This window comes from Nocardia sp. NBC_00881, assembly GCF_045207455.1.
In the GTDB taxonomy this organism is placed as follows: domain Bacteria; phylum Actinomycetota; class Actinomycetes; order Mycobacteriales; family Mycobacteriaceae; genus Nocardia.
Window position 1 is genome coordinate 2,083,326 of the sequence record NZ_CP108798.1, and the last position, 22,819, is coordinate 2,106,144.

At 67.1% G+C, this 22,819-nt stretch carries 2 protein-coding genes; both read right to left on the reverse strand.

Annotation, left to right across the window (positions count from 1 at the left end; genetic code table 11):
* Positions 1–10 precede the first annotated feature (10 nt).
* Entirely contained in the window at positions 11–10,933 is a 10,923-nt protein-coding gene (locus OH799_RS08355; RefSeq protein WP_406277436.1) for a type I polyketide synthase, read from the reverse strand.
* The gene (locus OH799_RS08360; protein WP_406277439.1) at positions 10,930–22,818 is read right to left on the reverse strand and encodes an SDR family NAD(P)-dependent oxidoreductase; all 11,889 of its coding nucleotides are present in this window, start codon (positions 22,816–22,818) and stop codon (positions 10,930–10,932) included. The genes OH799_RS08355 and OH799_RS08360 overlap by 4 nt, the downstream gene beginning before the upstream one ends.
* Between the last annotated feature and the right edge of the window lies 1 nt (position 22,819).

The following is a 22,819-nucleotide window of genomic DNA, read 5'->3' on the forward strand; positions in this document are numbered from 1 at the left end:
CCTTCTTGTCTTACTGCTTTGTAATCTGCTGGTCGATGAGAGCGAAGAGCTCGTCGGCGCTCGCCGCCTCGACGGCGACGCGGTCGCCGCGGGCCGCGGATTCACGGTCCTCCAGAGCTTCGGCCAGCGTCGAGCGGATCCGCTCGGCCAGGCGCTCCTTGTCCCCGCTGGACGACAGGGTCGCGAACAACGATCGAAGCGAGGTGATCTGGTCGTCGACCGCCGATGTGGTCGAGGTGGCATCCCACCGCGAGCGCAACAGTTTCGCCACCGCGGTAGCGGTCGGGTAGTCGAATACCAGCGTCGACGGTAGTTTCATGCCCGCCGCCTCGGCGAGCCGATTCCGTAACTCGACACCGCCGAGCGAATCGAATCCCAGTTCGTTGAACGGGGTCTCGGGCTCGATGGCAGCGGCCGAGGAGTATCCGAGAACAGCCGCGGCGTGTTCCCGCACGAATCCGAGTACCAGCGCATCCCGTTGGTCCTCCGGCGCGGCGGCGAGCCGCCCAGCCAACTGGCCGCCGGTGGCGACGTCGCTGGGCGCGCGTCGTGCCCGCGCAGGCACAAGGCCACTGAGCACATCGGACAACAGCCCGGCTCGGGCCTGGGCCGAGAGTGTCGGCTTGTCGAATTCGACGCAGGCGGCCACAGCCTCACCCGCGGCGACCGCGGCGTCGAACAGCGCGATCCCGTCGTCGTCGCCGAGCACCTTGATGCCCATCCGCTCCAACCGTGCCACTGCGGCCCGATCCAGCTTGCCGGTCATGCCCACTTCCTGGCTCCAGGGTCCCCAGGCCACCGACAACGCGGGCAGCCCCTGGGCGTGGCGGGCGCGGGCCAGTCCGTCGAGGAACGAGTTCGCCGCCGCATAGTTGCCTTGTCCAGGCGCACCGAGCATCGCCGCAACGGAGGAGAACATCACGAACGCCGCCAGGTCGTGGCCTCGGGTGAGCTCGTCCAGGTTCAGTGCGCCGTTGACTTTGGGTACGAGCACGCGATCGATCTGTTCCGGTGTCAGTTTTTCGATCGTGGCGTCATCGACCACACCCGCGGAGTGAATCACCGCCGTCAACGGATATTCGGTCCTGACCGATTCGAGAACAGCCGCCAAACTCGCTCGGTCACCGACATCACATGCGGCGACACGGGCTTCGGCTCCCATTTCGGTCAGCTCGGCGACCAGCTCCGCGACTCCCGCCGCCGCCGCGCCTCGCCGGGACACCAGCAGCAGGTGTTCGACGCCGTGCGCGGCCACCAGATGCCGAGCCATCACCGCGCCCAGCCCACTGGTGCCGCCGGTGATCAACACTGTGCCGTCCCCGAACGTGGCGGAGTCGGATGACAGGGCCTCGGTGTCAGCCCTTTCCAACGACTGAGCCGCGGCGGAAACACCGCCGTCGGCCAGACGCGGCACGAACATCCTCCGGGCGCGTACCGCTACCTGCGCATGATCCGACTCGACCACACTCCGCACGACTTCGGCGCCCAGCTCGCCGTCGTAGTCCAGCAGCACAATCCGGCCGGGGTTTTCCGATTGGGCGGTGCGGGCCATGCCTGCCACCGCGGCGGCGGCCAGGTCCACAGACTCGCCCTGCAGGCCCGTCGCACGACGGGTCGCCACCACCAGGCGGGTGTCCGCCAGCCGCTCGATCGACAGCCAGGATCGCAGCACATCCCAGGTTGTGTGGATCGACCGCCGAATCGCTCCGGCGCGCTCACCGTTGGTCGCGGTGAGCTCTTCGGCGAGCGACCAGACGATCACGTCCGGAATCTCCTCGGCCGCAGCCAGCTCAGCTATGTCGGTGTAGTGGCGGTCGATCCCCGGCACCCGCGCCGAACCCAACGTCGCCAGCGCACCGGCAGACCCCGGAGCAGGCAGCGCCGATTCGATCCATTGCAGGTTCAGCGGCGACGAGCGGCGAGTTGTGCTTACCGCGTTCAACACTTCGGCGTCGACCGGACGCGTAACGACCGCATCGATGGTCAGCACGATAGAACCGGTGTCGTCGACAACGACGATCCCGGCCTTCCCATTGTCATCCCGGACCACTTTCGCGCGCACCGCGCCGACGCCGGAGCGCCACAGCTGCACTCCGGTGAACGAGAAGGGCAGCGGCAACCGACCCGCAGGCAAATCGTGGGTCAGCTCGTCGATGGCGACGTGCAGGCATGCGTCCAGCAACGCGGGATGGATGCCGAACGCGGATGCCGAACCGACGACGGATTCGTCGAGGGAGATTTCGGCGAATGTCTCCTCGCCGCGCGTCCACGTCGCGGTCACGCCCTGGAACGCCGGTCCGTACTCGAAACCCAGCTGCGCAAGTCGGTCATAGAGGGATGTGTCGGCCGACGCATGGGCGCTGGCGGGGGGCCAGGTCTGTTCGCTCCAGGTCGGGGCGGCGTCAGCGGCGGCGGCCAGGACACCGCCTGCATGCAGCACCCACGGCTCCACATCATTCGAGTCCCGGTCGGCGGCTTCGAAGCGAGAGTAGATCGCGAACGTGCGCCGACCCTCGCCGTCGGGCGCCCCGACACTCAGCTGCAGGTCGAACTCGGCGTCGCCCGCGAACACAAGCGGGGCCTCCAGCAGCAGTTCCTCGATGGCGCCGGCGTCCAGTCGCGAACCCGCGGCCAAGGCCAATTCCGCGAATGCCGTCCCGGGTAGCAACACCGAGCCGAACACCGCATGGTCGGCGATCCAGGGATGAGTGCGCACCGAGATCCGCCCGGTGAACAGCCACTCTTCTTTTCCTGCGAGCTGCACTGCGCTCGTCAGCAGCGGATGCCCGATCGAACCTGCCACGACTTGGGATGCCGGCTGCAGCCAGTAGCGTTGGTGCTGAAACGCGTAGGTGGGCAATGCCTCCCGGCTCGCGGCGTGTCCGGCGAACAAGCGCCGCAAGTCCACCGGCATTCCCACTGTGTGCGCGTGTGCGAGGCACGTAACGAGCTGGACTACCTCGTCGATCGATCGCCGGGAGGACGCCGCCACCATCCCCGCATTCGGACGCTCCGCCAGGCATTGACGGATCATCGCGGTGAGCACCGCGTCCGGGCCGACCTCCACGAACCTGCGCACACCGGACTCGACCAGCGTGTCCACACCGGGAGCGAACCGTACGCAACCGCGAACCTGCGCCACCCAGTACTCCGGATCACGCACCTCATCGCCTGCCTGCGCACCCGACACGTTCGACACGATCGGCAGGGACGGCTCCCGATAGGTCAATCCTTCGGCCACGACACGGAACTCGTCGAGCATGGGCTCCATCAACACCGAGTGAAACGCGTGCGAGACCCGCAGCCGCGTGTTCTTGCGGCCGACCTGGGAAAGGCCTTGCTGGATCTCGCCGACGGCATCCTCATCACCGGAGATCACCACCGCATCGGGACCATTCACCGCCGCGAGCGACACCCGACCGCTGTACCCAGCGATCGCTTCCGCCGCATCGGCCTCCGGAACAGCGACTGCCAGCATCGCACCGCCCTCCGGCAACGCCCCCATCAACCGACCACGCGCCGCCACCAACACACACGCATCCTCGAGCGACCACACCCCCGCCACATACGCGGCGACAAGCTCACCGATCGAATGCCCGATCACCACATCCGGTGTCACACCGAACGACTCCACCAACCGGAACAGCGCCACCTCGAACGCGAACAACGCAGGCTGCGTCCACTCCGTCCGATCCAACACACCCCGCGAATCGGCGAACATCACCTCCCGCAACGATCCACCCAGATGACGATCGAACTCGGCACAGACCTCGTCCAACGCCGCGGCAAACACCGGAAATGCCTGGTACAACCCCGCACCCATACCGACCCGCTGCGCACCCTGACCCGTGAACAGGAACGCTGTTTTTCCCGGACCCGCAACGCCGGCGACCACACCCGACGTCACCGAACCCGACGCCAAAGCAGCCAGGCCGGCCAACAACTCCTCCCGATCACGCCCGACAACGACCCCTCGCCGATCCAGCGTCGCCCGCGAGTCGACCAACGACCGCGCCACGGCCCCTGTATCCACATCCGGACGGTCGGCCAACCATGCCCGCAACCGGTCCGCCTGCGCACGCAACGCCTCCTCCGACTTCGCCGACACCACCAGCGGCACCACGTCGATGTCGATGTCCGACACTGCCGACACTGGTTCGCCGCCGCCATGCTCTGATACGGCATGCGGCGACGGTGCCGCCGGTGGTTCCTCGAGGATCACGTGCGCGTTCGTGCCGCTGATCCCGAACGACGACACTCCCGCGCGCCGCACCCGGTCGCCGGCAGGCCACGGCTCCGCGTCGGTCAGCACCCGTACCGATCCCGCCGACCAATCCACATGCGGGGACAAGGCATCCACATGCAGCGTCTTCGGCAACGTCTCGTGCCACAACGCCTGCACCATCTTGATCACGCCACCCACACCCGAAGCCGCCTGCGAATGCCCGATATTCGACTTCAACGACCCGATCCGCAACGGCTCACCCGCCCGACCCTGCCCGTAGGCCGCAATCAAAGCCTGCGCCTCGATCGGATCACCCAACCGCGTCCCCGTCCCATGCGCCTCCACCGCATCCACATCCGACGGCTCCAACCCGGCATTCGCCAACGCCGCTGCGATCACCCGTTCCTGCGACGGGCCGTTCGGCGCCGTCAAACCATTGCTCGCGCCGTCCTGATTGATCGCACTGCCGCGCACCACCGCCAACACGTTGTGCCCCAAACGCCGCGCGTCCGACAGGCGCTCCACCACCAACACCGCGGCACCCTCGGACCAGGCCACCCCGTCGGCCGCTGCCGAAAACGACTTGCACCGCCCATCCGGAGCCAAACCGCGCTGCCGGGAGAACTCCACGAACACCATCGGTGTCGCCATCACCGTCGCACCACCCACCAACGCCAGCGAGCTTTCCCCCTGACGCAACGCCCGGCACGCCACATGCAACGCCACCAACGACGACGAACACGCCGTATCCACCGTCATCGCGGGCCCCTCCAAACCCAACGCGTAGGCCACCCGCCCCGACACCACACTCCCCGCGGCACCGGTCGCGACATACCCCTCGACCTCGGACCCACCCTTGCGCGTCACGGCCTCGTAGTCCTGATACATCACACCCGTGTAGACACCGGTATCGCTGCCCCGCAACGACGTCGGATCGATCCCCGCGTGTTCCAACGCCTCCCACGACACCTCCAGCAGCAACCGTTGCTGCGGATCCATCGCGATCGCCTCACGAGGACCGATCCCGAAGAAGCCCGCATCGAAATCGCCCGCGTTCGTGAGGAATCCGCCTTCGCGGGCGTAGGACGTACCCGAGTTGTCGGGGTCCGGATGGATCAGGCGACGCAGGTCCCAGCCACGATCCGGCGGAAACTCACTGATGGCGTCCGTGCCCGACAACACCAGATCCCACAGCTCATCCGGCGACTCGACACCGCCGGGATACCGGCAGGCCATACCCACGATCGCGATCGGCTCGTCGGTGTGCACCCGGCGCGCGGTTCTCGCCGCCCCGCCCGCGGCGTCGGGAGTTTCCCCGACTAGCGACTTGATGAACGTCGCCACGGCCCGGGTGGTGGGATAGTCGAAGACGAGGGTGGAGGGCAGCCGCAAACCGGTGGTTTTGGCGAGCCGATTACGGAACTCGACAGCACCCAGCGAATCGAAACCCATGGCACTGAACGGCTTCTCGACATCGACCAGCTCACCGGAGGTATGACCCAACACCGCGGCAACTTGACTCCGCACGAAATCGAGCACGATCGCGTCGTGCTTATCCGGCGACACCGATGCCAACCGCCGCGCCAGATCCCCACCACCCCGGTCGGCACGACGCACGGACGGCACCAACGACTGCATCAAACCCGGCAACAGACCCGCACGCGCCTGAACCGACAACGATGCCGTATCGAAGTCGACCGCGGCGACGAACGGGACATCCGCGCCACCCACCAGATCGAACAACGCGAGCCCATCGTCTTCGGCCAACGAGCGGAAGCCCATGCGCGACAGCCGCTCTACTGCGGCCGTACCCAGTTCGGCGGTCATCCCGCCGGCCTGGTTCCACGGACCCCATGCCACCGACACAGCCGGCAGACCCGCGTGGACACGACGACGCGCCAGCGCATCCAACACCGAGTTCGCCGCCGCATAGTTACCCTGACCCGCCGAACCCAGAACCGCCGCAACCGAAGAAAACAGGACGAACGCCGACAACTCACGATCCAAAGTCAGCTCATGCAGGTTCAACGCCGCATCAACCTTCGGCGCGAGCACCCCGTCGACCTGCTCCGGCGTAAGCGTCTCCACAGTGCCGTCGGCCAGCACACCCGCCGCATGAATGACAGCCGTCAACGCGGGACCATCAGAAATATCATCGAGCATCGCCTCCACCGCGGCGCGATCGCTCACATCACAAGCCATCACCCGCGTCCGAGCCCCGAGCTCGCTCAACTCGGCCACGAGCTCAGCGACACCCTCGGCCCGCTCACCGCGCCGCGACACCAACACCAGATCACGCACTCCACGCGTCCCGGCCAGATGCCGCGCCACCAACGCACCCAACCCGCCGGTACCACCGGCAATCAACACCGCACCCGAACCGAACTCGATGCTCGACCCGCCCTCAGGTATGTCACGACGGGTCAGCCGCGGCGCCAGCAGCACACCCGAGCGCACCGCCAACTGCGCCTCGTCGGCGGCCACGGCCGACGAGATCAGTTCCGGGGTCACCTCACCGTCGCCGTCCAGCAAGACAATCCGACCGGCATGCTCCGATTGCGCGCTGCGCAGCAGACCCCAGGTGGCCGCCGCGGCCAGATCAGGATCCTCCCCCGGCAAACCCGCGCCATTACGCGTCACCACGACCAGTCGCGCGTCAGCCGCCGCGGCGGGAAGGCGCAACCACGACCGCACCGTCGCCAGCGCCGTGTGCACGCGCCGACGCACGGTGTCCGCCGACATCGATCTGTCGTCGGCGGACACCGAGTCGGCGTCGTCATGGGCGAACCACACCACTACATCCGGACCGTTGTCCCCGACAGCCTCGGCCAGCGCGGCCATGTCCGGGTAGCTCTCCTCGAACCCGGACGCCGACGTCGAGCCGACGACGGCGGTCCGCCGGGTGCCGGTATCGACCGTCGAACGGGATTGGACGGCGCTCCACTGGATGTCGTAGAGCCCGTGGCGACCGAAAGATCGACCATCGTGCAATGCCTGGCTGTTCACCGGACGCGCCCGCAGCGAATCGACGGTCAACACGAGGGCGCCCGCTTCGTCGCCGAGCTCGAGCCGCACACTGTCGGCTCCGCTACGCCGGATTCGCGCCTGCACGGCCGTCGCTCCCGGGCGGTACAACCGCACGCCGTTGAACGAGAACGGCAGCGGCGCCTGATCGGCCTGCAGGTCGGCGGCCAACTCCTCAACCGCGGCATGCAGCGTGGAGTCCAGCAGCGCGGGATGGATACCGAACTGGGAGGCGTCCGCACTGACCTCGACGGGCAACCGCACATCGGCCAGGACGTCGACGCCGTCACGCCAGAGACGACTCACACCTTGGAACGCGGGTCCGTAACCGAGTCCGCGCGCAGCCAACCGGTCGTAGATCATGTCGCCAGGCGTCGCGTCGCCCGGGCCGTGGTCGCTGTCGTACGCCGGAGCATCGATCGCCGCGCCGGGAGCGAGAATGCCGCGCGCGTGCGTGATTCCGCTTGCGTCCGCGGACGGTTGGTCGACTGTCCTGGACGCCACGACGAACCGCCTGCGCCCGTCGCCATCGGGCGCTTCGACACTGATCTGGACGTCGATCTCAGTGTGGTCGTCCAATCGCAGCGGCGCTTCCAGAACCAGCTCGTCGATGATGTCGACACCTAATCGAGCACCGACCGCCAACGCCAGCTCCACAAAACCGGTCCCCGGCAGCAGTACCGCGCCGAAAACTGTGTGATCGGCGATCCAGGTCTGCGACACCGTCGAAAATCGGCCGGTGAACAGCCACTCGTCTTTACCGGCAATGGCGACCGCCGCACCCAGCATGGGGTGATCGACCGGCATCAGACCGGCACGACCCACGTCGCCGAGTCCGTGGCTGGGGGACAACCAATGCCGCTGACGTTGGAACGCATAGGTCGGCAAGGTAACCCGACGCGTCGACCGGCCCGTGTACAAGCAGCGCCAATCTATCTCGAGTCCCGCAGTGTTCGCGGCGGCCAGGAATGTGGTGAACTGCGTGGCCTCGTCCGCGCCGCGCCGACCGGCGGAGGCCACCACGGACCGCGTCTCGACATCGGGTTCCTCGGCCAGACACTGGCGTGTCATCGCCGCGAGGATGGCGTCCGGGCCCACCTCCAGGAACCGCCTGACCCCGGCCGCGGTCAGTGCCCGTACCCCTGGAGCGAACCGCACGGCCGCCCGTACCTGACGGACCCAATACGCCGGATCGGTCAGCTCGTCACCGGCCACGACTCCCGAGACGTTCGACACGATCGGGACGGTGGGTCGGTGATAGGTCAATCCCTCGGCCACCCCCCGGAACTCGTCGAGCATCGGTTCCATCCGCGCCGAATGGAAGGCGTGACTGACCCGCAACCGGTTCGTCTTGCGCCCCTGATCGCCGAGCAGCCGCTCGATCTCCTCGACTGCGTCGGCGTCGCCGGACAGCACCACCGACGACGGACCGTTCACCGCGGCCACCGACAGCCTGTCGGGGTATTCGGCCGCCATGGCGACCGCCTCGTCTTCGGATACGGCTGCCGCCAGCATCGCACCGCCGTGGGGCAGCGCGCCCATCAACCGCCCGCGCGCCGCCACCAGCGCGCACGCGTCCGGCAGCGACCAGACCCCAGCGACATACGCCGCAACCAGCTCACCGATAGAGTGGCCGAGCAGCATATCCGCGGTCAGGCCGAAGGATTCGACGAGCCGGTACAAAGCCACCTCGAACGCGAACAACGCGGGCTGGGTGAACTCCGTCCGATCCAACAGCGCCGTGTCGTCCTCGGCGAACATCAGATCCTTCAACGACAGCGCTGAGTTCCCTGGGATGTGGCGGTCGGGTGCCGGGTGGGCTTGCCCGAGCAGCAGATCGAACGCAGCGCACACTTCATCCAGCGCCGCAGCGAACACCGGAAACGCTCGGTACAGCTCCGCGCCCATCCCGACACGCTGCGCGCCCTGACCGGTGAACAGAAACGCCGTGCGCCCCGAGCCGACGATGCCGCGAACCACACCGGCGCCGAGAGCGGACGCATCATCGGCAAGGGCCGCCAAACGCGCCAACAGCTCCTCGCGGTCGCGCCCGACGACGGCTCCGCGCCAATCCAACTGGGCACGTGACGTCGCCAGGGAGTTCGCGATATCCCACACGTCCGCGTCGGAATCCTCGAGCACCCACTGCCGCAGTCGATCCGCCTGCGCCCGCAAACCCGACTCGGAACTCGCCGATACCAGCCACGGCACGGCATCCGACGCAACGCTCGGCTCCGCCGACGCCGTCTGCTTCGAATCGACGCCCGAGGCCTCGGGTTCCCCGACGACCGGATCGGCGGGCGCCTCCTCGAGAATGACGTGGGCATTCGTGCCGCTGGCCCCGAAGGAGGACACACCCGCGCGCCTGATCCGTTCTCCCACAGGCCATGGCTCGCTCTCCTGGAGCAGCTTCACCGTGCCCGCAGACCAATCCACATGAGGGGTGGGCGCGTCCACGTGCAGCGTCTTCGGCAATACACCGTGCCGCATAGCCTGGACCATTTTGATCACGCCACCGACACCCGCCGCAGCCGAAGTGTGACCGACATTCGATTTCAGCGATCCCAGGCGCAGCGGCCCGCTCTCCCGCCGTGCACCATAGACGTTGATCAACGCCCGCGCCTCGATCGGATCCCCGAGCATCGTGCCCGTGCCGTGCGCCTCCACCGCGTCGACATCCGACGGATCCAGACCGGCATTGGCCAACGCCTGCGCGACGACTCGTTCCTGCGACGGACCGTTCGGCGCCGTCAGCCCGTTGCTCGCGCCGTCCTGGTTGACCGCGCTGCCACGCACCACCGCCAGCACCGTGTGCCCGAGCCGCTGTGCGTCCGATAATCGCTCCAACACCAGCAGCCCGAGGCCTTCGGAGAAACCCGTCCCGTCGGCGGCCGCCGCGAACGCCTTGCAACGGGCATCCGAGGACAACGCACGCTGCCGCGCGAACGCGATCAGCAAAGACGGATCCGACATCACGGTAACCCCGCCCGCCAGCGCCAACGACGCATCACCCTGCCGCAACGCCTGACACGCCAGATGCAGAGCCACCAGCGACGACGAGCACGCGGTATCCACCGAGATGGCCGGACCCTTGAAGCCGAGGGTGTACGCGATCCGACCGGACAGCACACTGTTCGAAACACCCAAGTAGGCATGGCCTTCGGTCTCGGCGGTGATGGCCGAAGAACCGACACGCGGACCGTAATGCTGATGGATGACCCCGGCGAAGACGCCGGTATCGCTGCCGCGCAGCGTGGTCGGATCGATACCGGCGTTCTCCAGCGCCTCCCAAGACGCCTCCAGCATCAGACGCTGCTGCGGATCCATCGCCGCGGCTTCTCGTGGACTGATTCCGAAGAAGCCCGCGTCGAAATCGCCTATGGCGTCGAGGAATCCGCCTTCACGGGTGTAGATGGTGCTCGGCGTATCCGGGTCCGGGTCGAAGAGTCGCTCCAGGTCCCAGTCGCGATCGGTCGGGAACGAGCCGACCGCGTCGGTCGCGGAGGCGACAAGATCCCACAGCTGTGCTGGTGATTCGACGCCACCGGGGTAGCGGCAGCTCATGCCGACGATCGCGATCGGTTCTCTGGCGCGGTCTTCCAGATCGCGAATGTGTTTGTTGGCCGAGCGCAGATCTCCAGTGAGCTTGCGCAGGTACCGAGTAAGCCGTTCCTCGTTGCTCATGCTGAACCGAACTCCTCATCGATCAGATCCAAGAGCTCGCTACTGGAATGCAGTGCGAGGTCGTCGTAGTCGTCGTCCCCTCGACTGTCGCCGAGATAGGAACGCAGCCGATCGCTGATAACACGCAGCGCCGTAACGGTCGCGGTGTCTTTTCCTGCCGTGACGACACGCTCGACCATCGCCTCCAGGTGAGCGAGATCGTCGGGCACGATCGCGACGAGGGACGGTTGCGCGGTCGGCCGCAGCGTCACCTTTGCCTGCTTGTGCAGATAGCCGGCCAGGTCGACCGGATTGGGATAGTCGAATATCAGCGTGGAGGGCAGGTCGAAGCCGGTGGCTTTGGCGAGCCGGTTCCGGAGTTCCACCCCCGCGAGCGAATCGAATCCGAGTTCGTCGAATCCCTTCTCCGGTCTGATGTCGCCGACGGACGAGTGGCCCAGCACCGCGGCTGCCTGTTCCAGGACGATGTTGAGCAGAGCCTGCTGCCACTCGGCCTCCGGCATCAGGTCCAGTCGTTGTGCTAGTGATCGTACGGTGTCGACGTGGCGTGTGGAGGTGGTGACCAGGGAGTTGAGTGTTTTGGGTAGTGTTCCTGCGGTGGCTTGGGTGGTGAGTACTGCCATGTCCAGTCGTACTCCGGTGATGGTGGGGAGTCCGAGGCCCAGGGCGGTGTCCAGTAGTGCCATTCCGTGTTGGTCGTCGAGGGGAACCAGACCGTCTCGGCGTATACGGGCGAAGTCGGTTTCGGACAGGGTGCTGGTCATTCCGCTGGTGCCGCGCCAGGGACCCCACGCGATCGATGTCGCGGGCAAGCCGTTGCGATGCCGGTATTGGGCGAATGCGTCCAGGAAGGTGTTCGCTGCCGCGTAGTTGGCTTGACCCGGGCTGCCGATCACTCCCGCGATCGAGGAGTACAACACGAACATCGACAGATCCAGATTCTTGGTGGCCTCGTGCAGGTTCCATGCTGCATCCACCTTCGGACCCAACACCGTCGCGAACTGTTGGGCGGTGGTGTCGGTGAGCAAACCATCGGCCAAGACCCCTGCCGCGTGCACGACACCGGTCAGTGGGTACTCCGTAGGGATTCCCGCCAATAATTCATCCAGCGCCGCCCGGTCGGCCACATCACACGCCACCACATCGACCTGCGCACCGAGCCCGGTCAGTTCGGCCGTCAGCTCGGTGATACCAGGCGCGGCCCAACCACGCCTGCCTGCCAACACCAGTCTGCGGACACCGTGCTCGGTGACGAGATGCCGGGCCGCCACCGCACCCAGCCCACCGGTACCACCGGTGATCAACACGGTGCCCTCGGGCCGTAGCGGCGCTGGAATGGCGAGCACGTTTTTACCGATATGCAGTGCCTGGCTGAGGTACCGGAACGCTTCGGGGGCTTGACGCACGTCCCAGCCCGTCACCGGTGGTGGGGCCAGCACCCCGGTGTCGAACAGCTCGACCAGCACGCTCAGGATCTCTCGGGTGCGGTCCGGATCGATCTCGCTGAGGTGGAAACCTCGATAGTCCACACCTGGATGCCGCGCGGCGACCTCACCGGGGTCGCGGCGATCGATCAATCCCATCTCCAGGAACCGTCCACCGCGTGGCAACAGTCGCAGCGACGCGTCCACGAATTCACCTGCCAGCGAATCCAACACGATATCGACACCGCGTCCGTCGGTGAGTTCCAGGAACTTGCGCTCGAAGTCCAGGGTGCGGGAATCCCCGATCACCGCATCGTCGAATCCCATACTCCGCAGCACATCCCATTTGGGTTGGCTGGCGGTCACCAACAGCCGTAAACCCAGATGGCGCGCCAACTGGACAGCAGCTGTGCCCACACCACCGGTCGCGGCGTGCAGCAGCAACGTTTCCTCGGGTTTGGCCTCCGCTAAATCGACCAAGCCGTAATACGCCGTCACGAACACCACCGGTACCGCGGCGGCCTGCGCGAACGACCAGCCCTGCGGCATCGGGGCCAGCATCCTGTGGTCGGTCACCACTACCGAACCGATATCGGCGACGAACCCGAAAACCCGGTCACCCGCCGCGAATTCGGTGACGTCGGAGGCCACCTCCAACACCACACCCGCACCCTCACCACCGATCACGGCATCGGTGTCCGGATACATACCCAACGCGATCAACACATCCCGGAAATTGACTCCCGCCGCACGCAAACCCACCCGAACCTCGCCAGGTCCCAACGCCCGCCATGCGGTCGGTGTCTGGACCAGAACAAGGTTGTCCCCGGTCAAAGTGCCCTTACCGAGCTGGGTCAACGCCCACCCCGGAGCGTGTGACAACTCACTGGCCCCCACTGTGTCACCGATACCGCGGGTCAATCGCGGCGCGAACGGTAGGCCGTGTCGCAACGCGATCTGAGGTTCGTCCGCGAGGGCCGAAGCAGCCGCGACACCGTCGCGGTAGCCGTCCCAACGATCCACGTCGATGAGGGTGATCCGGCCGGGGTTCTCATTCTGGCCGCTACGCAGCAAGCCCCACACCGCCGCGCCGATCGGATCCACTGCCTCGCCGGGATCCACCCCGACCGCGCCCCTGGTCACGACCACGATCCGCTCATGGCGTGCCAGCAGTTCCCGGACTGCGTCGGCTACCTCGACAAGTCGGTCATGAACCGCGCTGGGCATATCCCTACCCGCAGGTGCCTGCTCGAGGCGCAGCACCCCGGAAGGCGTGCCGGCGACGGTCACCGTTTCCCCTTGCTGCGTGCGTGTCCACTGCGGGTCGGCACCGACATCACCGGGCTTGGCGACGGGCAACGCGATCCAACCGAGCCGGTGGACACCGCCACCGGTCACTGCAGCAGCAGAAGATCCCAGTGCGCGGATCGGGACCGGGCGCAGTGTCAACACCGCGACATCGGCCACCGGTACGCCCCCGGCATCAGCGAGTGTCAACCTGACCCGTCGACTATCCACACCAGAAGAAGAATCAGCCTCGGCCACGCTCAACCCCACCCGCACCGACCCCGCCCCCACAGCGTGTAGATCCACGTTCTCCCACGAGTAAGGCACCAGGATCTCTCCCGCAGCGGCCGGGGAGACCAGCCCGCCCAGAGCCACCGCGTGCAGTACCGCATCCAGCAACGCCGGATGTATTCCGAACCGGCCCGCCGAGGACTGCGCCTGCTCGGGCAGATCCACTTCCGCGTAAACCTCTCCCCCACGCCGCCACAACGCGGTCAACCCCTGGAACAGGGGTCCGTACCCGTAACCCCGCTCGGCGAGTTCGCCGTAGAGATCACCGATTTCCACCGGCAACGCCGCCACCGGCGGCCAACTCGCCTCCATCGACCCGACCCGACCCGACGACGACGCCGTGACAAGCGTTCCCGTGGCATGACGAACCCAGTCCGCCTGCTCCGATTCACCCTCGCGTTGCCGACGCGAATACACCGACACCACTCGTGAGCCCGCCTCATCGGCTCCAGCGGCCATCACCCGTAACTCCACCGCACCCACCGACGGCACAACCAACGGCGCCGCCACCACCAACTCCGCCAACCGCGGACTACCCACCATCGCCCCCACATGCAACGCCAACTCCACAAACGCCGTACCCGGCAACAACACCACCCCACCGATCACATGATCGGCCAACCACGCATGACTCGACAACGACAACCGACCCGTCAACACCACACCCCCGGACTCCGGCAACCACACCGCCGCACCCAACAACGGATGCTCCACACCATCCACACCCGAAGCCCGGACATCACCCACACCCGCCGCAGCCAACCAATACCGCTGATGCTGAAACGCATACGTCGGCAACCCAACCCGACCAACCACACCCCCCGCCAACAACACCCCCCAATCCACACCCACCCCAACAACATGCACCCGCGCCAAAAACCCCACAAACCAAACCACCTCATCAACCCCACGACGACCCGCCGCCGACACCGTGGACTTTGCTTCGAGTTCCGGATTCTCGGCGAGGGATTCCCGAGTCATGGCCGCAAGCACCGCCTCCGGGCCGATCTCCAGGAACCGCCGCACACCTGCCGAGCCGAGAGCGTTTACTCCCGGAGCGAACCGCACGCACCCCCGCACTTGCTCGACCCAATAGGCCGGCTCGGTCAACTCTTTCCCGGCGATCGCGCCGGAGATGTTCGACACAATCGGCACATTCGGCAGGCTGTAGCTCAATCCTTCGGCTACTGAACGGAATTCGGCCAGCATCGGCTCCATTCGGGCGGAATGGAACGCATGGCTGACCCGCAGCCGGGACGTCTTGTGGCCCTGCCCGACCATGAGGCGCTCCACCTCATCGATGGCGTCCTCATCACCGGATACCACCACCGAGGTGGGACCGTTGACCGCCGCGATCGAGACCTTGTTGCCGTATCCGGCGATGACTTCCCGCGCCTCGTCCTCCGTGACGGCGACCGCGAGCATCGCGCCGCCCTCCGGCAACGCCCCCATCAATCGACCACGCGCCGCCACCAACACACACGCATCCTCGAGCGACCACACACCCGCCACATACGCGGCGACAAGCTCACCGATCGAATGCCCGATCACCACATCCGGTGTCACACCGAACGACTCCACCAACCGGAACAACGCCACCTCGAACGCGAACAACGCAGGCTGCGTCCACTCCGTCCGATCCAACAGCGCGGCGTCCTCGGCGAAGACCAGATCTTTCAGCGAGCGGCCGAGCAGCGGTTGGAACTGGGTGCACACCTCGTCGAACGCCGCCGCAAACGCGTCGAACTCCGCGTACAACCTCGCACCCATCCCCGCTCGTTGCGCACCCTGCCCGGTGAACAGGAACGCAGTCTTGCCCGAACCCGCTGTGCCCTCGATCGTGCCCGGCGAACCAGCAGCCAAATCGGCCAGACCGGCCACCAGCTCGTCCCGATCGCGACCGACGACGGCTCCGCGCCAGTCGAGCTGGGCGCGGGCGTTCACCAGCGAATAGGCGACGTCGGCCAGGTCCCGTTCCGGCCTATCGAGCAGCCATTGCCGCAACCTGTCCGCCTGCGCCCGCAAACCGGCCTCACTCGTCGCCGACACCAGCAACGGCACGGCCGCGGAGGTGCGGGGCCGGTCTGTGTGCGCGGGCTGCGATGTCGGAACTCGACGGGCAGGTGCTTCTTCGAGGATGGCGTGTGCGTTGGTGCCGCTGATGGCGAACGAGGACACCCCGGCGCGGCGAACGCGTCCGCCGGCAGGCCAGGGCTCCGCCGCGGTCAGCAACCGCACCGACCCCGCCGACCAATCCACGTGCGGGCTCGGCTCGTCCGCATGGAGCGTTTTCGGCAGAGTTTCGTGCCGAAGCGCCTGAACCATCTTGATCACGCCGCCGACGCCTGCCGCAGCCACGGTGTGTCCGATATTCGACTTGATCGACCCGATCCGCAGCGGTGGCCCTACGCGGTCCTGCCCGTAGACGCCGATCAGCGCCTGTGCCTCGATCGGATCGCCCAATGTCGTTCCGGTACCGTGCGCCTCGACCGCGTCGACGTCCGACGGCTCGAGTCCGGCATTGGCCAACGCCGCCGCGATCACCCGTTCCTGGGAAGGACCGTTCGGCGCGGTCAAACCGTTGCTCGCGCCGTCCTGGTTCACAGCCGTCCCGCGTACGAGGGCGAGGACGTTGTGGCCCAGGCGCCGGGCGTCGGACAGGCGCTCCAGCACAAGCACGCCGACGCCCTCGGAGAAGGCGACGCCGTCGGCCGCGGCGGAGAACGACTTGCAGCGTCCATCGGGCGAGAGACCGCGCTGCCGCGCGAAATCAACGTAGAGGTACGGAGTGGCTGCGACCGTCACGCCGCCGGCCAGCGCCAACGAGCTCTCCCCCTGTCGCAGTGCTTGGCAAGCCAGGTGCAGAGAGACCAGGGACGACGAGCACGCGGTGTCCACGGTGACGGACGGCCCTTCGAGGCCGAAGACATAAGACAACCGGCCGGAGATCACGCTGTGCGTGGTGCCGGTAAGCCGGTAGCCCTCCAGATCGCCGGTCACTCGATCGACGTAGCCCGAGGAGGACGCTCCTGCGAACACTCCGGTGTCGCTGCCGCGCAGCGAAATCGGGTCGATGCCCGCGTCCTCGAAAGCCTCCCAGGAAGCTTCCAGCAACAGACGTTGCTGCGGGTCCATCGCGGACGCCTCCCGCGGGCTGATGCCGAAGAAGCCGGCGTCGAAATCGCCTGCGTTGTAGAGGAATCCGCCGTGACGGGCATAGACGGTGCCGGGCTTGTCCGGATTGGGATCGAACAGCCGCTCCAGGTCCCAGCCACGATCCGACGGGAACTCGCCGATCGCGTCGGTTCCGGACGCGAGGAGGTCCCACAGCGCATCCGGGGATTCGACCCCTCCGGGGAACCGGCAGCTCATCCCCACGATGGCGATCGGCTCGTCGGCCCGAACCCGGCGCGGAGCCTTCTTGACGGGGGCGCCGACCGTTGTCGGCTCGACTCGGGACTGCACCAGCTTCGCCACCGCCGCCGCGGTCGGGTAGTCGAATACCAAGGTCGACGGCAACTGGAGACCGGTGGCCTTGGCCAGCCTGTTACGGAACTCCACGCCGCCCAGGGAATCGAATCCGACCTCGTCGAAGCGCTGATCTGGCCGAATGTCCTCCGCCGAGTCATGCCCCAGCACCGCCGCAGCCTGCGCCAGCACCACCTCGAGCACCACCTCGCCGCGTCGCGCCTCCGGCACCTGTGCCAGCCGGGCGCTCAGCGCACCCGCTGCCGCGAGTCCCGCCGACGGGTCCGCCGCGGCCTGCGCCGGGCGCGCCGCCCGCCGCACGAATCCGCGCAGCACCGCGGGAACCGCGGCGGGCTCGGACTCGCGGCGCAGCGCGCTCGCGTCGAACCTGAGCGGAGCCAGTCGTGCGTCGGCGCGAGCGACGGCGTTGTCGAAAAGCCGCACGCCCTCGCCGTCGTCGAGCCGGCCGAGCCCGAGCCGATCAAAGCGCGCGAGCGCGGCGCGGTCCAGACCACCGGTCATACCGCTGCCCTGGTGCCACGGCCCCCACGCCAGCGACGTCGCGGGCAGCCCGGCAGCCTGGCGCCGCTGCGCCAGCGCGTCCAGGAAGCCGTTCGCCGCGGCGTAGTTTCCTTGCCCGGATGTCCCGAGCACCGCCGCGATCGACGAGAACACCACGAACGCCGACAAGTCGCGGTCACGGGTCAGTTCGTCCAGATGCCACGCCCCGTCGACCTTCGGCGCCAACACCCGATCCACTTGTTCGCCGGTCAACGACTCGATGGTGCCGTCGTCGAGAACCCCTGCGGTATGCACGACGGCGGTCAATTCGACGTCGGGATCGACGGTGTCCAACAGATTCCGCACCGCATCGCGGTCGGCGACGTCGCACGCGACTACCCGGACCTCGGCCCCCGCTCGCGCCAGCTCGGCGACCAGCTCGGCGGCACCGGCTGCCTCGGGGCCCCGCCGCGATGTCAGCACCAGCCGGCGCACGCCGTGGTCGATGACGAGGTGGCGGGCGAACAACGCACCGAGTCCGCCGGTGCCGCCGGTGATCAGCACCGTCCCGTCCCCGAACGACGGCGGCACGCCGGTGTCGTCCGAAGCGGATGCGCGCGTCAGCCTGGGAACCAAAACCTCCGCACCGCGCACCGCGGCTTGTGGCTCGCCTGTCCGCAGCACGGCGGCGATCCGGTCGACATCGAGCGGCCTGGCCGGGTCCTCGTCAACAAGGATGAACCGTTCCGGATGTTCGGACTGTGCACTGCGGACCAGTCCCCACACCGCGGCGGCAGCCAGCTGCGGAGCCTCACCGGGCAGCCCTGCGCCACCCGTCGTGACCACGACCATCCGGACACCGGACACGCGTTCTTCGGCAAGCCAGGATTTCAGCGTCGCCAGCGTGCCGTGCACCGTCGCCCGAACCTTTTCCGGATCGTCGGCGGACGACTCGATACCGGACGGCTCGGTCGCCCGCCACACCACCACACCGGGAATACCTTCGGCCGCAACAACATCGGCGACCGACGGGTAGCGTGCATCGATACCCTGCACGGGTGTGCCTGCGAGCACAGCCATCGGCGGTACGGGGCGGTCGGCCGGTGATATCGCGGTGCGCTCCCAGCGCACCTGGTACAGGTTCGCCTCGTCACCGGACAGGCTGGCCCGGAATTCCTTGACGTCGTACGGGCGCATCACGACCGCGTCGATGGACACGATCGGATTGCCATCCGGATCGACAGTCGCGACGGACACGGTCTCCGCTCCGGTCGCGATCCCGATGACCCGAAGCGTCGTCACTTCGGCAGGCCACTGTCCGCCGTCTGCCGTCGGCTTGTGGAATCGCGCACCGCCCCACCGGAACAGCAGCCTGCCTGCGTCCGGATCCTCGTCCATATCGCGCCACGCCAACCGGGCGAGGACGGTGTGCATCACCAGATCCAGCAGCGCCGGGTGCAGGTCGAAGCGTCCCGGCTCCGGCGCCGCGTCGGTGTCCAGTGCGATCTCCGAGAAAACGGTGTCGTCGCGTTGCCACGCGGCGCGGACGCCGATGAACGCAGGACCGTATTCGAGTCCGGAGCCCTTCGCGATCTGCTCCGGAATCCCTCTGCTGTCAATGGGTTCGGCATCGACCGGCGGCCATTCCTCGTCCCGCAACCGCGACAACAACGCCGAATCACCGTGCCATTCGGCCGCGAGCGCGCCGGTAGCATTGTGGGTCCACTCGTCCTCGCCCGACTTGCGGAAGTAGAACTCGAACTGCCGTCGTCCGCTCTCGTCCGGCGCCTGGACCAACACCTGTAGCTCGACCTCGTCGTTGTCGGTCGGCAGGATCGGCGCCTGCAGTGTGAGCTCCTCGACCACCCCGCAACCGATCCGGCCGCCCGCGACGAGGAGGAATTCGATCAGTGTCGCGCTCGGCACGACCACTACGCCGTAAGTCATGTGGTCGGCGATCCACGGATGGGTGCGCAACGAGAACCGGCCGGTGAACAACCACTCGTCGGTACCCGCCAGCCCGACCACCCCCGTCAAAATCGGATGATCCGTCAACGACGGCGACGCGTCGACGCCGCCCGACCGCAACCAGAAACGCCGATGCTGGAACGCATACGTGGGCAAGGGGACCCGACGCAGTGGGCGACCCGCGAACAACGGATCCCAATCCACCCGCGTACCCGCGACATGAACCTGCGCCAGCGACGTGACGAACTGCGCCACCTCATCGGCTGACCGGCGTGAGACCGCCGCCACCGACGACGACGACTCGATCTCCGGGTTCTCGGCCAGACACCCACGCGTCATCGCCGCCAGCACCGCATCCGGTCCCACCTCGACAAAACGCCGCGCACCTCCCGCAAGGAGGGCGTCCACACCCGGCGCGAACCGCACACATCCACGCACTTGCCGCACCCAGTACTCCGGATCGGTCATCGCATCACCGGCGAACTCACCGGACACGTTCGACACGATCGGCAATGTCGGTGACTGATAGGCGACACCCGCGGCCACCGATCGGAACTCGGCCAACATCGGATCCATCCGCGCCGAGTGAAAGGCGTGACTGACCCGCAACCGATTCGTCTTGACCCCTTCGCCGGACAGCCGCCGCTCGATCTCCTCGATGGCGTCGGCGTCCCCCGACAACACCGTCGAGGACGGACCGTTCACCGCGGCAATCGACACCCGATCGCCGAAACCGGCAACGACATCCGTTGCTCGTGCTTCGCCGGTCGCCACAGCAAGCATCGCGCCGCCCACCGGCAACGCACCCATCAACCGACCACGCGCCGCCACCAGGGTGCAAGCATCCGCAAGTGACCACACACCAGCCACATACGCAGCCGCCAACTCCCCGATCGAATGCCCGATCACCACATCCGGCGTCACACCGAACGACTCCACCAGCCGGTACAACGCCACCTCGAACGCGAACAACGCGGGCTGGGTGAACTCCGTCCGATCCAACAACCCCTCGGCGTCCCCGGCCGGGTCAGCGAACATCAACTCCCGCAACGACCGCCCCAGCAAGGGATCGAACTGGGCGCACACCTCATCCAACACCGACGCAAACACGTCGAAGGACGCGTACAAACCCGCACCCATACCCACACGCTGCGCACCCTGGCCCGTAAACAGGAACGCTGTCTTATCGGAACCCGCTTTCGCCTGGATCGCGCTTGGCGAACTCGCCGCCAGGTCGGCCAGACCGGCCAGCAACTGCTCCCGGTCCCGCCCCACGACCACACCGCGCCAGTCCAACAGTGCCCGCGACGTCGCCAAAGAATGCGCCACATCCCATACGTTCGCGTCGGGATCGCCGATCAGCCACTCCCGCAAACGAACCGCCTGGGCACGGAGCGCTTCGTCGGACTTGGCCGATATCAACAGCGGAACGAAATTTGATGCCGCGTCAGAAGATTGTTGGGCAGGCGCGATGGGCTTCGCAGCCGCCACCTGATCAGCCTGCCCCGGAGCACTCTTGTCCGGGGACTCGCCTCCCGCCTGGGCGGCGACCGGATCGGCGGGCGCCTCCTCCACAATCACGTGCGCGTTGGTACCGCTGACCCCGAACGACGACACACCTGCGCGCCGCACCCGCTCACCCGCAGGCCAGGGCTCACTGTCCTGAAGCAGCCGCACCGTACCCGCAGACCAATCCACATGCGGCGTCGGCGCATCCACGTGCAGCGTCTTCGGCAATACACCGTGCCGCATAGCCTCGATCATTTTGATCAGGCCACCGACACCCGCCGCAGCCGAAGTGTGACCGACATTCGATTTCAGCGATCCCAGGCGCAGCGGCCCGCTCTCCCGCCGTGCACCATAGACGTTGATCAACGCCCGCGCCTCGATCGGATCCCCGAGCATCGTGCCCGTGCCGTGCGCCTCCACCGCGTCGACATCCGACGGATCCAGACCGGCATTGGCCAACGCCTGCGCGATCACTCGTTCCTGCGACGGACCGTTCGGCGCCGTCAGCCCGTTGCTCGCGCCGTCCTGGTTGACCGCGCTGCCACGCACCACCGCCAGCACAGTGTGCCCGAGCCGCTGTGCGTCCGATAAACGCTCCAACACCAGCAGCCCGAGGCCTTCGGAGAAACCCGTCCCGTCGGCAGCCGCCGCGAACGCCTTGCAACGGGCATCCGAGGACAACGCACGCTGCCGCGCGAACGCGATCAGCAAAGACGGATCCGACATCACGGTAACCCCGCCCGCCAGCGCCAACGACGCATCACCCTGCCGCAACGCCTGACACGCCAGATGCAGAGCCACCAGCGACGACGAGCACGCGGTATCCACCGAGATGGCCGGACCCTTGAAGCCGAGGGTGTACGCGATCCGACCGGACAGCACACTGTTCAAAGCGCCCAGGTAGGCATGGCCTTCGGTCTCGGCGGTGATGGTCGGCGAGCCGATGCGGGGACCGTAGTACTGCTGGATGACCCCGGCGAAGACCCCGGTATCGCTGCCGCGCAACGTGGTCGGATCGATACCGGCATCCTCCAGCGCCTCCCAAGACGCCTCCAGCATCAGACGCTGCTGCGGGTCCATCGCCGCGGCCTCTCGTGGACCGATCCCGAAGAAGCCCGCGTCGAAGTCACCTATGGCGTCGAGGAATCCACCTTCACGGGTGTAGATCGTGCCCGGCACATCTGGATCCGGGTTGTACAGCCGCTCCAGGTCCCACTCCCGGTCGGACGGGTAGTCCCCGACAGCATCCACGCCGTCTGCTACCACGCGCCACAGATCCTCCGGTGATCGCACGCCACCGGGGTATCGGCAGGCCATGCCGACGACGGCGATCGGCTCATTCGACCGGTCGGTGAGCTCGCGGAGTTGCTGTTTGGTCTCGTACAGCTCCTTTGCGGTCTTCTTGAGGTACCGGCGTAGCTCGTCGTTGTCAGCCATT